The 13,041-nt window shown below is 36.2% G+C and carries 12 protein-coding genes and 1 pseudogene; 3 read left to right on the forward strand and 10 right to left on the reverse strand.

The features are described from left to right. Positions 1 to 63 precede the first annotated feature (63 nt). Both BMY57_RS07105 and BMY57_RS07110 read right to left on the reverse strand, forming a co-directional pair. Positions 64 to 1,411: pseudogene (locus BMY57_RS07105) on the reverse strand (TrkH family potassium uptake protein). Between the two features lie 95 nt (positions 1,412 to 1,506). After that, positions 1,507 to 2,058 (reverse strand): C40 family peptidase, encoded by a 552-nt coding sequence (locus tag BMY57_RS07110; protein ID WP_091773335.1) that lies wholly within the window; start codon positions 2,056 to 2,058, stop codon positions 1,507 to 1,509. A gap of 98 nt (positions 2,059 to 2,156) precedes the next feature. Here BMY57_RS07110 and BMY57_RS07115 point away from each other — a divergent pair, with 98 nt between their 5' ends. Then, positions 2,157 to 3,071 (forward strand): phosphatidate cytidylyltransferase, encoded by a 915-nt coding sequence (locus BMY57_RS07115; protein WP_091773336.1) that lies wholly within the window; start codon positions 2,157 to 2,159, stop codon positions 3,069 to 3,071. A gap of 39 nt (positions 3,072 to 3,110) precedes the next feature. Here the strand turns inward: BMY57_RS07115 and BMY57_RS07120 are convergent, their stop codons facing one another. Beyond that, a complete protein-coding gene (locus tag BMY57_RS07120; RefSeq protein WP_091773337.1) occupies positions 3,111 to 3,326 on the reverse strand; it encodes a YczO family protein in 216 nt (71 codons plus the stop codon). Between the two features lie 514 nt (positions 3,327 to 3,840). Between BMY57_RS07120 and BMY57_RS16580 the strand changes: the two genes are divergently transcribed. Beyond that, on the forward strand, positions 3,841 to 5,190 hold the full coding sequence (locus tag BMY57_RS16580) for an N-acetylmuramoyl-L-alanine amidase (protein ID WP_091773338.1): 1,350 nt from the start codon (positions 3,841 to 3,843) through the stop codon (positions 5,188 to 5,190). 44 nt (positions 5,191 to 5,234) lie between these two features. On the opposite strand, the gene BMY57_RS07130 is transcribed toward BMY57_RS16580, so the two are convergent. From BMY57_RS07130 to BMY57_RS07160, 7 genes are all read right to left on the reverse strand, one after another. Continuing rightward, positions 5,235 to 6,662, reverse strand: a complete 1,428-nt coding sequence (locus tag BMY57_RS07130) for a LysM peptidoglycan-binding domain-containing protein (RefSeq protein ID WP_143063797.1) — start codon at positions 6,660 to 6,662, stop codon at positions 5,235 to 5,237. A gap of 83 nt (positions 6,663 to 6,745) precedes the next feature. After that, positions 6,746 to 7,372, reverse strand: a complete 627-nt coding sequence (locus BMY57_RS07135) for a flavodoxin family protein (RefSeq protein WP_091773340.1) — start codon at positions 7,370 to 7,372, stop codon at positions 6,746 to 6,748. A 136-nt stretch (positions 7,373 to 7,508) separates the two neighbouring features. Further along, positions 7,509 to 8,252 (reverse strand): amino acid ABC transporter ATP-binding protein, encoded by a 744-nt coding sequence (locus tag BMY57_RS07140; RefSeq protein WP_256205268.1) that lies wholly within the window; start codon positions 8,250 to 8,252, stop codon positions 7,509 to 7,511. A gap of 15 nt (positions 8,253 to 8,267) precedes the next feature. Next, positions 8,268 to 8,972 carry an amino acid ABC transporter permease gene (locus BMY57_RS07145; protein WP_091773342.1) on the reverse strand — a complete coding sequence of 235 codons (705 nt, stop codon included), beginning with the start codon at positions 8,970 to 8,972 and terminating at the stop codon, positions 8,268 to 8,270. Further along, positions 8,956 to 9,732, reverse strand: coding sequence for an amino acid ABC transporter substrate-binding protein (locus BMY57_RS07150; RefSeq protein ID WP_091773343.1), 777 nt, complete (start codon positions 9,730 to 9,732; stop codon positions 8,956 to 8,958). Before BMY57_RS07150 ends, BMY57_RS07145 begins: the two co-directional genes overlap by 17 nt. Positions 9,733 to 10,034: 302 nt before the next feature. Then, on the reverse strand, positions 10,035 to 10,721 hold the full coding sequence (locus BMY57_RS07155) for a DUF4386 domain-containing protein (RefSeq protein ID WP_091773344.1): 687 nt from the start codon (positions 10,719 to 10,721) through the stop codon (positions 10,035 to 10,037). Positions 10,722 to 10,937: 216 nt separating this feature from the next. Further along, positions 10,938 to 11,333: a VOC family protein gene (locus tag BMY57_RS07160; RefSeq protein WP_091773366.1), complete on the reverse strand. Its 396-nt coding sequence runs from the start codon at positions 11,331 to 11,333 to the stop codon at positions 10,938 to 10,940. Between the two features lie 268 nt (positions 11,334 to 11,601). Here BMY57_RS07160 and BMY57_RS07165 point away from each other — a divergent pair, with 268 nt between their 5' ends. Then, positions 11,602 to 12,981: an alkaline phosphatase gene (locus BMY57_RS07165; RefSeq protein ID WP_091773345.1), complete on the forward strand. Its 1,380-nt coding sequence runs from the start codon at positions 11,602 to 11,604 to the stop codon at positions 12,979 to 12,981. Positions 12,982 to 13,041: the final 60 nt, after the last annotated feature.

Consider the following 13,041-nt stretch of genomic DNA (forward strand, 5'->3'; position numbering starts at 1 on the left):
CGCTTGGATATATCATTAATCCAAGCGTTTTTTCGTGTATCAAGCTATTTCCCTTCATTTAAATTAACCTATAATCACTTTTTCTTGTGGATATTGATAATTGTCTTTGATTGGATTTCCTCTTATTAAAAATAAAAATGAAAAGATCCCAATCCTTCCAATGAACATTAAACAAATAATGACTACTTTACCAGCTGTGCTTAATTCTGGAGTAATCCCCATTGATAATCCAGTCGTCCCAAAAGCAGAAGATACTTCAAATATGATCGGCATTAATTGAAACTCTTCTATCTGAGCAAGAATAATCACAGCAGACAAACATAACATACCAGCGGTCGACATGACAATAAAAGAACGAATAATATCTTCAGTCGCTATTTCCCTACCGAAAACTTTAATATTTTGCCGACCTCTAGCAAAATTATATATCGCCAAAAGTATAATGGCGAAGGTGGTGGTTCGAATTCCTCCCCCCACACTACTTGGTGATGCTCCAATAAACATGAGCGCGCACATCATGAGTAATGTAGGGTTGGAAAACAAACTTACGTCCATTGTAGCTAATCCACCGTTTCGAGTCGTAACACTCTGAAAGAGGCTATAAAACATTTTTTCATGCCAGGTTTTATCAGCAAAAAACATTCCATTTCTTTCTAACAATAAAATCAAAATCCATCCGATTAATATTAACGCAAAAAACGTAATGGTCGTCAATTTAGTAAATAATGAAAAGGTATATTTAGGGTTGATTTCTCGTTTTCCCTTGGACTAAAACCGGAAAACCAATTGCACCTAAAATCAATAACAACATATTAACAAATTGAACAAAGTAGTCATTTGCAAATGGCTCCAGTGATGAACCTGTAATATCAAAACCCGCGTTCGTTGTCGCACTAACTGCTCCAAAGAAACCTTGGAGTAAAGCTTCTGGCCAGGTATCAAAATACTGTAAAAAATATATACTTAAAATGACTGTCCCGATTAATTCAATTAATAAAACAATTTTAAAAACCGTAATTAATAATCCAACTAATCCACCTAAAGTGGCACGATTTTGATCAATTTGAATCAGTGCTCTACCTCTTATTCCAATTTTCTTCCCAAGTAGCACCCAAATCAAAGTACCAAGAGTCATTATTCCAATTCCACCAAACTGTAAAACAACCGCTAACGCAATACTCCCGGCAGAATTAAATGTCTCGGCTGTTGGAACGACCGTTAATCCAGTTACACTAACGGCACTAACCGCTGTAAATAACAAATCTATAAATGATAACTCTACACCTTCACGATGGAAAAATGGAATACTTAATAGTGCCATAGAGAAGATAACTGCAAAAACATAAAATAATACGATTAATCTAATCGTTGATAATTGAGTAACTTTAAAGATCTTAGAGAAAAACTTCATTTAACATTCCCCCACATAAAGTGGAAAAACACTTTAATATTTTTATTTTAATAGTAAAACATTAATAGATTTAAAATACAATACTTATAATAGATTTAAGGTATCTGTTTCTTCACTGATCCAAACTCAAACAGCTTACCTTCATATATTAATTCAAGCCTCTCACTTTTTCTAAAATCTTCGGGTGTGACCATAGCTGGAAGTTTATCCCACAATCTAATCCCAGATCGCTTTAAAACTTCTGCTACAAATTGAGAGCAAAAATAAGAATTACTAAATTCAATCGGTTCCTTAATCGATACACCTACCACACCTAAAAAATTATATAAAAACTTATCGTTATTCCGGATAAAGACATTTAAAATCCGCTTCATCTTCTCCTTCTCTCGAGCTGTCACTTTCATTTTATAGATAACACATGTCGTCTCAGGATAATAGCTATACGTTCCAGTGAGTACATTTTCTTTTACAAACCCACCACGTAAAGGGTTTCTAGGTTTTTTTCGACCAAAGCTATACATTTCCTTCAACTCGGAGTCAAACGAAATAGACGCGTGATTATAAGGTGCTCTCGTGTACGTTTTAATTAAACTGGTAAATAACGTCCCTGTATCTGAAAGCACGATATATACATGTTGTTCACTCATCGTATCCCCTCTTTAACCCATGCAAAAAATTCTTACTTTTCATTATATACTATTTCCTGTAAAATGAATGCAGTTTTTAGAAATGAGGGGGAGACTTTATGACCGAAACGATTTGGACGTTATCCATCTTACTATTCGTATTAACTGTTGCCACAACAGCTTTTTATATAATTAAAAAGAAACAACCTCATAAAGACTTCACCACTATTCAATCTCGGGTCGTGACTTGGTGGGGAATGCTCGTCGTCTTTAGTTTTGCAACATTATTTAATCCACTTGTATCTTTAATCTCGATTATGGTCCTTTGCTTAGTTGCATTAAGAGAGTATTTTTCCATGATGCAAACAAGAAAATCCGATCGTCGATTATTTCTTTGGGCTTATCTGACCATCCCATTTCAATTTTATTGGATTTACATTGGTTGGTACGGAATGTTTATTATCTTTATCCCGGTTTATGTCTTCTTATTTTTACCACTGCCTCGAATCTTCGGAAAAGGGACGTTAGGTTTTTTAAGGTCGGTGAGCTTCACACAATGGGGCTTGATGCTAATGGTATTTGGTCTTAGTCACCTATCGTATTATTCAGTTGCTTCACCGGAGTACGGTCCTAACTTAGTATTATTTCTCATTGTTCTAACTCAATTTAATGATGTCGTTCAATATATCGTATCCATTTACATAGGTAAAAACAAGGTCGTCCCAACGGCTAATCCTTATATTACGTGGGAAGGATTTTTTGTCGCGTTACTCACCACCACTGCTGTATCTTATTACTTATATCCATATCTCACCGTATTTGATTTAACGTTTGGAATCTTATCTGGTGTCCTTATTAGCGTGACAGGATTTTTAGGATGTGTCACGATCTCCTTCTTGAAACGCGATTTATTAATAAACGATCATAAAAAACAGGAGACTCTGAAAGGCCGATATTTGAGTCGTGTTGATAGTCTCGCTTATACATCGCCTGTTTTCTTTCACGTCATCCGTTACTTTTTTGATTTTATGTAAAAACAAAAAGAGTCAGGCATCCGAATGCCTGACTCTTTTTTACTTGTTATACTTTTGCTCAGACTGAGACGTACTTTGACTATTCGTCTTCTTTTTAGTATTTTTCTCTTCAATCTCTAAATCTTTTAACGGAATATCATCGACTAATTGTTCATCTTTATATTTATGCAATTCATTTCGGCGTTCTTCGTTTACACTTTTTCGCTTGTTATCAACCGTATCTTTATTCTTAAGATGTTTTTTGTTCTGATCCATTATCAGAATCACCACCTAAATTAGGATTTGTTATATGTTTTCCTGTTTAAGATATTTATTAAACATCTGATTTTTAAAAATTAATTTTAATACGTTGCAGGAATCTATGAATCAATCTAGAATTAACCGTTATTAACTCAAAATGGAGGTGAGATAATGGAAAGTACTAATTTATTTTGTCGATTCCATTTTTGGCGATACTGGGTCCTAGAACTCATTCGAGGAACACCTTCACAACTGCTTTATAACATTCAATATTAGAGTAAGACCAAGCGTTGAAAAAAATTCCTCTATTAGATCATGCTCTTACTTTTACATTTTAATAAATCTTTAGAAGAGCCCTACCAACTAATCGTTTCTACACTATCCTCATAACTTCAACTATAGGATGATTGAACTAAAACCTATCTATGATACCTATCTCATTTTCACCAAAATACTATAATGGTCCACTTCAAAATTAAGAGATTTCATATAATATTATGTATTAAATCTCTATTTAGGAGGGAATGGAATGAAACTTTATTTAGACCCGGGACATGGTGGAACTGATTCTGGCGCAACTGGGCATGGATTAACTGAGAAAAGTGTCAACCTCGATATCGCTCTCCGAATTCGCAATCTATTAACTCAAAACTATGAAAACGTAGAAGTCCTTATGAGTCGAACAAGTGATATAACCAAAACACTTAATCAGCGTACTGATGAAGCCAATTCATGGGGAGCTGACTTTTATTTATCCATTCACTGTAATGCCTTCAATGGTAGTGCGAGAGGTTATGAGGATTATATTCATAGTAGCCTTTCAGATTCATCACAAACTGCACAATATCGCGACACAATTCATGAAGAAATTATTAAACTTAATAGACTATCCAATCGAGGGAAAAAGAAAGCTAATTTTCATGTTTTAAGGGAAACAACAATGTCTGCGATGCTCACTGAAAATGGATTTATCGACAACGCTCAAGATGCTGCGTTAATAGGGGATCCAAATTGGCGCCAAGATGTAGCTCAAGGACATGTTAACGGACTTGTAAAAGCATTTAACTTAACTCCAAAAGAAGATGATGGAGATGCTATTTATAAAGTCATTGCTGGTTCTTTTCAAACACGCGACAATGCAGATCGTCGTGTAGAATATCTTGATAATCGTGGAATTGAGTCCTTTGTCACAACCACAACGATTTCCGGAACAGTCTGGTATCGTGTTCAAGCCGGTGCATTCTCCAATCGTGAAAATGCTGAAAAGCGCCTAGAAGAGGTAAAATCAGTTGGAATACAAGATGCTTATATTTTAACCGAATCAACTTCTCAAGAGGAAAAAAAAAGTGAAGTAACTGGCCACACCATTCAAGGAGCCACCTATTTATCACCAGAACTAATGCAACGCTTCGTCAAAAATGTTAATCCAGACGCCCCCGATATTGCGAATTATTATCTTGAATTAGGAAAAAAGTATAGTGTTCGTGGTGATGTTGCATTTGCTCAAGCAATCCTTGAGACAGACTATTTCCGCTTCACAGGTCTCGTTCAACCTGACCAAAACAATTATGCTGGAATTGGTGCAACAGGTCCTGAAAATAGCGGCGCAAGCTTTGAAACACCTGAAGAGGGTGTTCGAGCGCACATTCAACATTTATATGCATATGCATCCAATCGATCGCTGCCAGAAGAAGAAGAACTTGTAGATCCTAGATTTGATTTAGTCACAAGAGCAAGTGCTCCAACTTGGTTTGGGTTAAATGGTAAGTGGGCAGTTCCAGGTGATTCTTACGGTCAATCCATTATTCGTTTATATAAAACCATGATTGTTTACGCGGTTAAAGAATTAAATCGTGTCAATCAAAATATCGATCTGTAACCTTTTTAAAAGAACTGAGGACCTCAAGTTGTTCTCAGTTCTATTTATGGCAAAGGTGACCAGCTCATGGACGTTATAACTCCATTCACATTAAATAACTGAATGGGTGCAGGATGATTAAGATTTAAATACCACATCGAATTAGCAAACGTCTCTTCTGTACAACCAGATAAATAAATAAGACTTTGACCATCAGGTGACCAACTTAAAGGCGTGGAAAAACAATTGGATAACGCGTTGATTTGATCATTTTCTCCTCTGCTCCCTACCGTTTTAACCTGCGAATAATACCCTCTTAAATCAGAAAAATCATTCGAACTATAAGCTATTTGAGAGGAATTAGGTGACCAAGTTGGATTATAATCCCTACCTAATGGCCCACCTTCTAAACTGTACATATTGCCTGTATCCAGTTCGAGTGTATGAATAATCGATATACTCACTCCTGGAGATGTAAACAAAGCCATTTCCCCATCTGGTGATAATCTCAAGAAATTAACTGGCACCTGTTGATTAGTCAACTGTTGTTCATCGCCACCATTTATATTGGCTCTATACATTTGTCTATTACCATTGGAGTCTAATGCTGAATACAACAGTTGATCACCATTTGGAAACCATTGAGCATCTCTTGGTAATTGCTTGGTAATTGTTTGAAACTCATGCTTTATAACATCATATATCACAATTTGGTTATTCTTTGTATAAACTATCTTTTGATCATCAGGTGACCAATCTAATGTCAAAATGTCATCAGGTGTCAATTGGTCTAATTGGGCTATTTGACCATTGTTTACATCCAACACATAAACTATATAATGTTGACCAACAAACGCTAATAGACGACGATCATGTGACCAATAAGGTACTGTAAATGAATCGGTTAGATTTTGGGTGAGCATTTGATGTGAACCATTGTTGGTATTATAAAGCCATAAATCATAAGTTCCTGAATGATTCGAGTTGTACGTAATCAAACCTTGGCCTCCAGGCGGAGCGTAAGGAATGACTAACTGCATACCTGGGAAAATATTAGAATTTGGCAACTGATTAACTTCTTGAATTAATTGAGTATTAATAGAACGATTCGTTATAACATTATACTTTCTAGCAATTTGAAAAAGTGTATCTCCTTGCTGAACCGTGTAATAAGGTAACCCTGGTGGGATCAATAAGAGTTGATTAGGGTAGATAAAGTACGGAGCTTGTAATTGGTTGAAAGCTATGATGGACTCTGGGTAAACACCAAACATTCGAGCAATGCGAAATACCGTATCTCCAAGTCTTACACGATAATGAATGAAAGTTTGAGGAACGGAAATCTGTTGACCTACCAATAGTTGGTTAGGAGATGAAATGTTGTTAGCTGCTAATAAATTTTCAACAGTCACCCCAAACCTTCGTGATAGTTGATAGATCGTATCACCTGGTTGAACCGTATAAAAATGTTGGACAGGGGCTTCGATCATCACACTCACTCCTCCCTGCCTAATCCATATTCCTGAAACAAATTAGATATTCATTAAAAATAGAGGCCCAATGAATGAGCCTCTTCCTAATCTAATAAATTCCCTTTAGCAGGTATCGGGTTCTCTTTAAACATTCTGGCGAGATGGAGTGTATTGTATGCCAACATTTCAACATGTTTCTTAGTAAATGAATTATTTTGACCTTCTCCTTCAATATAAGATGGTCCAGGTCCTGCCTCTCCTACCCAATAAGCATCAGCGTGTGGCGGGATGACAAAACCCAAATGTGAAAGTCCGAAAATAATTGAGGTTGCGGCATGCTTCGCTCCATCTTCGTTCCCGGTAACAACGACACCTGCAACCTTATTATAAAAAACGGACTGGCCATATTGATTGGTTTCATCACTACTTCCATTTAATCGTTCCATAGCTAATGTCGCCAAACTACTTTTTTCACCTAACCATATTGGCGTTCCCATTAATAGAATATCCGCTTCCTTAATCTTTTCAAATATTTGCGGCCACTCATCTCCATCTCCCATATCTTTACTAATACCTAAAGAAATATTATAGTCTGCCAGCCTAATCACTTCGGTTTCAACATTTTCTTTTGAAAGAATGTCTAGAACTTCGTTAGTTAGCACCTCTGTATTGGACAATTGATCAGAGGATTTTAGCGACGCATTTAACACTAAAGCCTTAAGAGACGTCATGATATCCCTCCTTACAAGTCCATTAACCTTTATTGAATGTATAAAACATGATTTCGGATAACCTGTTAGAAGAAATAGGATAAAAAGACTCAATTAATAAGAAAATCCACAGTCAATAAAATTGATTGTGGATTTTTTATGGGTTCAATATTCTTTGTAAAAACTGTTGTGTTCTATTTTCACTCGGATTTTGAAGTACTTTTTCAGGTGGGCCTTGCTCTACAATATACCCACCATCCATAAAAATAACTTGGTCCGAAACTTGTTGAGCGAATTGGACTTCGTGTGTCACGATTACAATGGTCCACCCTTCGTTTGCCAAATCCTTAATCACACTTAAGACATCACCCACTAACTCAGGATCAAGGGCAGATGTTGGCTCATCAAACAATAGAAGATCAGGCTCAATAGCTAATGCTCTAGCGATTCCAACACGCTGTTGTTGACCTCCCGATAATTGGTGTGGATAAAGGTCCTTTTTATCTTCTAACCCAACTTTTTTCAGTAGATTATTCGCTTGTTCGTATACCTCTTCTTTCGACCTTCTTTGGACAATGATGGGTCCTTCAGTTACATTTTCTATAGCCGTCTTGTGAGGAAATAAATTATAAGATTGGAATACCATCCCTGATTTACGACGTAGAGTCAGTAAGTCGTTCTTATTGATTTTATGTTGAAAATCTAGTGTAAAGCCATCATCAAATGAGAAAACACCATTAGTAGGCTCCTCCAACGCATTCAAACAACGTAATAGAGTGGTTTTTCCCGATCCTGAAGGTCCCATAATCGTTACAACTGTACCTTTTTCTATATCCATATTAATATCTTTTAGTACTTCAAGGTCATCAAATGATTTTGCTAGCCTTTTAATGGATAACAACATATTGGACCCTCCTTATTTTGCAATATAACGATCAAGCCTACGTTCAAGTGCTTCTTGACCAATAGATAGAAGAAAACAAACGACCCAATATAAAACCGCCGCTTCTACATAAATAATCATAAATTCATACGTCCGCGCAGCAATTTCCTGTGCCCGTCTAAATAGTTCTGCTACAAGAATTAACGATGCCAAAGAAGTATCTTTCACAAGGCTTATAAATGAGTTGGAAAGTGGCGGAATAGACACCCTTGATGCTTGAGGAAGAATAATTCTTCTAAGTGTCGTTCTATAAGTCATACCAACCGAATAGCCTGCTTCCCATTGTCCTTTTGGAATAGATGAAATAGAAGCACGAATGATTTCAGAGGCATAAGCACCCACATTTAAAGAAAAAGCAATAACAGCACTTGGAAAAGGATCAATCGTTAATCCGATACTTGGCATTCCATAGAAAACGATAAAAAGCTGAACAAGTAAAGGCGTACCACGAATGGCTGATACGTAAATAATCGCAGGAGCTCTTAAAATTTTCGAATTAGAAAGCCGCATAACCGCAGTAATTAAAGCTATGATTAATCCTAATGTAAACGATATTAACGTAAGGGGGATCGTAAACTTAATCGCCCCTTCAACCATCGGCCAAAAAGATTTCTCTATCAGTTCCCATCCCGTTGCACCCTCTGCTACAGTTAATAAAACATTATTTTGAAGAGACATCTTCACCAAACCATTTCTCTGCAATTTCTGCTAGTGTACCGTCTTCTTTCATTTCTTCTAACTGTTCATTAACCGCTTCAACCAATTCTTCGTTTCCTTTATTAAACATAAATGCTGATTCTGAAACATTCTCTTCTTCTGCAGCAATTTTGATAGTCGAATCTTGCTTTTGATTCATATAGTCTAGAACAGCCAATTTATCATTAACTGTTACATCAACCCGACCTTGGTTAATTAATTCAATTGACTGTGCGAGTCCTTCTACAGATTCGATCTCAGCACCATGTCCTTCCGCAATTTCACCAAAATTACTTGTTAGCGATTGGGCAGATTTTTTACCTTTTATGTCTTCAAACGACGTAATATCGTTATTATCTTCTGGTACAACAACAACTGCGCCTGAGTAAGTATATGGAATAGAGAAGTCATATTTGGCTTGACGTTCTTCATCAATACCGACTTGGTTTGCGATGACATCAAATCGTTCCGCATTTAATCCAGCAAACATGGAATCCCATTGAGTTTCTTTGAAATCAACTTCAAGATCAAGACGATTTGCTACTTCTGTTATCACTTCGATATCATAACCTGTTAATTCATCCTCTTCATTGTGGAAAGTAAATGGTGGGTATGTACCTTCCGTTCCAACGGTGATGACCCCCTCTTCTTTGATTTGTTCATATAAATTTCCACTAGAACCACAAGCAGAAAACATAACGAATAGTCCTATAGTTAAGAATAAAAACATCGATTTCTTCATGTAAATAACCCCCAAATTTTATCAGAATTAAAGGCAACAAACGTGATATATATTCTGGGAAGACTTGGTGTTTGATATACTACTTTAATTGGCATTATACGTTTGTTTAGTTTTGATTAACCTTAGTATCTGCAATATTTGGGGCTTATTCATATTAGTTTTGTTACTTCTTTTAATAGTGATCTGACCCTTATTATTTAGCAGTATTTTATTCACAAAAAAACTCAGTCCAATATGAACTGAGCTATATCCTAATATCGTTTTTATTTCTATTTTATTTTTAACAAGTTGACATGAACTAACTAAGACGGAAACCCATTCCTACCTCTAATAAAAAGCCAGATAATTAATAACAGCTCACCAATGAAAGTGTACACGGAAAGCTCAAAGCTATAAGATCCGAAGAGAATCAAGGCAAGTGAATCAATGAGGTATCCTAATCCAGCAATGATGATTAAGCCCCCTAAAAATTTCGGAAAATAAAGCGACTTAAAAACCAAGTATCCAAGAATTAATAAATGGATGCCAAAGATAATAAGACTAATATTCCATCCATTGTTAAACGCATTTATATATAACATAGCTTGATTATAGCGTTCCGTTAGTTCCCATCCCACTAAATATTCTGCATCCGACAAGATTTTTAACGCGTTATAATTCTGGAAAACCGCCACACCAAACATAGCAGCGTACACAATTCGAAAGCTTGCTGCTAGCAACGAAAGATTACGATGAAATGGTTCAAATACTATATAAAGCGACCAGGCTACAATAACATCAAGAATCACGACTATGACAAGACTTACAATCGCTGCACGAAACAGTCCCTGAGAATCCATGATGTTTAGTGCCGTTTCTGCAGCATTGTCATAAACAACCAAACTCTGGAACACAAATAAATAAGCAAAGGGACCTAAAATTGCCATAATCAGCAAACTAATTCCTGCAACCTTGGCCGCCTTCTGCTGTGAGGCTTGTTCAAGTAGCATTTTTTCACTTCCTCATAATCTTTATTCCACTTATCCCGCAAAAGTCATTTTAATGTTTTAAAAAAGTAAAGTGTAAATTCCAAAAAAACTGTTCTTATAAGCTTATGATAAGGATTATTTAAAAAGAACAGCTAAACAATGAATCATTAATTTATTTACTCGTACTATCTTTAATTCATAAAATTAATTACTTCAGAATTGGTGACTATGACCTTCTTATGGAAGGTTAATCTGCCACGAAATACCGAATCGGTCATTAACCCATCCAAACTTTTGACTAAACCCGTAGTTATCTAATGGCATTAATACTTCTCCACCTTCACTTAGCTTTTCGAATAACTCATCTAGCTCTTCTTCTGTATCGCATGTTAAAAAGACTGAGAACGATGGTGTGAAAGAGAAATTATGTTTAATAAAACTGTCAAAACACATAAATTCCTGACCCTTTAGAGAAAAAGTTGCTTGAAATACCTTCCCTTCTTCCCCAGGACCTTCAGAGCCAAACCGAGAAATACTTGTTATTTCCGAATCCTCAATAAGTGACGTATAAAAATTCATCGCTTCTTCCGCATTTCCATCTTGGAACATCAAAAAAGGTGTTACTTGTTTCATCTTTGAATCACCCTCCGTATTTATACTTAAATTCATCATACCATTCAAATGACTTAATATTCCATTTAATATGTCCATAGTTTCACTTCAAAAATCATTATGTAAAAGTTATGTAAATAGTTTACTAAGGTTATAGAGTCTATTGAAACTCTATTATACAATCAAAATTAAAGGGAGGTTCTTTTAAAAATTGTGCACAATTTTTGTTAATAATGAAACTTCCTAATTGGCCAATGTTACATGATCAATCTCTAAGGGAGGAAATAGTTTGTTTAAAAGAACGTTTCTCAAAAAAATATTCACGGTAGTCGTAATAGGAGCCTTGGTAGGAACGATTTATTCTAGCTTCTCTTTAACAAATGATAATGTAACAGCGGATCGTGGCGAAAACCGACAATCTAAGATTAAAAATATCATCTTTTTAATTGGTGATGGCATGGGGCCTGCTTATAATACAGCTTATCGTTATTTAAAAGATGACCCATCCACACCTTACATGGAAAATACAGCATTCGATGATTACTTTGTTGGAATGCAAAAAACTTATTCATGGGACAAAGAAGAAAGCATCACTGATTCAGCCGCTGCAGCGACATCATTATCTTCTGGTATTAAAACATATAATGGTGCTATTGCAGTGGATATGGAGACTCATGAAGTTCCAACAGCTCTTGAAATAGCCAAAGAACAAGGAAAATCTACTGGGCTTGTGTCCACATCACAAATCAACCATGCAACACCAGCTTCTTTTGGAGCTCATGATGAATCCCGACACAACTATAATGAGATCGCAGACGATTATTTTGATGAAATGATCAATGGTGAACACAAAATCGATGTCTTATTAGGTGGCGGTACAGATTATTTCGAACGAGATGACCGAAACTTAGCAGGAGAATTTAAACAAGATGGCTATAGTTATGTCACCACTAAAGAAGAACTTTTAAGCGATCAAAATAACCAAGTACTCGGATTATTCGCTCCTGTTGGATTAGACTATGCCATTGATCGTCCTGAAAATCAACCTTCCTTAGAAGAAATGACCAATGCAGCTCTTGAGCGGCTAAGTCAGAATAAAGACGGATTCTTCCTCATGGTTGAAGGCAGTCAGATTGATTGGGCAGGACATGATAATGATATCGTCGCAGCGATGAGCGAGATGAGAGACTTTGAAAAAGCTTTTGAAGTAGCTATTGAATATGCCAAAGAAGATCCACATACTCTTGTAGTCACAACCGCCGATCACTCCACGGGTGGATTAACTTTAGGAATTGATGGCGAATATCAATTCGACCCTACTCCTATCTCAGCAGCTAAACGCACCCCTGACTTCATGGCTGAAAAAATAGTTGAAGGACAAGACGTAGATCAAGTATTAAACGAATATATTGATTTTGACTTAAACTCAGATGAAGTCCAATCCGTACAAGAAGCAGCTGAAACAGAGGATGAAACTGAAATCGATAACGCGATTGAAGAAATATTCAATAAAAGATCAGGCACTGGCTGGACAACCGGTGGCCATGATGGCGTCGATGTAAATATTTACGCTTATGGCCCACAATCTGAACTATTCCACGGTCTCCATGATAATCACATGGTAGGTCAAATGATTATGGAGCTTATGAATCACAAGAAAATAAATTAATTCGTCATGAACACAAAACCACATCATGAATCGAAAGTGATTCTTGAGGTGGTTATTTAT

It is taken from the genome of Piscibacillus halophilus, from assembly GCF_900110685.1.
GTDB classification, from domain to species: Bacteria; Bacillota; Bacilli; order Bacillales; family Alkalibacillaceae; genus Piscibacillus; species Piscibacillus halophilus.

What these genes read in the sequence shown, in the direction of transcription:
- BMY57_RS07110 (WP_091773335.1), bottom strand. Translation starts at nt 2,058, where the DNA reads ATGAGTGAACAACATGTATATATCGTGCTTTCAGATACAGGGACGTTA.
- BMY57_RS07115 (WP_091773336.1), top strand. Translation starts at nt 2,157, where the DNA reads ATGACCGAAACGATTTGGACGTTATCCATCTTACTATTCGTATTAACT.
- BMY57_RS07120 (WP_091773337.1), bottom strand. Translation starts at nt 3,326, where the DNA reads ATGGATCAGAACAAAAAACATCTTAAGAATAAAGATACGGTTGATAAC.
- BMY57_RS16580 (WP_091773338.1), top strand. Translation starts at nt 3,841, where the DNA reads ATGAAACTTTATTTAGACCCGGGACATGGTGGAACTGATTCTGGCGCA.
- BMY57_RS07135 (WP_091773340.1), bottom strand. Translation starts at nt 7,372, where the DNA reads ATGACGTCTCTTAAGGCTTTAGTGTTAAATGCGTCGCTAAAATCCTCT.
- BMY57_RS07145 (WP_091773342.1), bottom strand. Translation starts at nt 8,972, where the DNA reads ATGTCTCTTCAAAATAATGTTTTATTAACTGTAGCAGAGGGTGCAACG.
- BMY57_RS07150 (WP_091773343.1), bottom strand. Translation starts at nt 9,732, where the DNA reads ATGAAGAAATCGATGTTTTTATTCTTAACTATAGGACTATTCGTTATG.
- BMY57_RS07155 (WP_091773344.1), bottom strand. Translation starts at nt 10,721, where the DNA reads ATGCTACTTGAACAAGCCTCACAGCAGAAGGCGGCCAAGGTTGCAGGA.
- BMY57_RS07160 (WP_091773366.1), bottom strand. Translation starts at nt 11,333, where the DNA reads ATGAAACAAGTAACACCTTTTTTGATGTTCCAAGATGGAAATGCGGAA.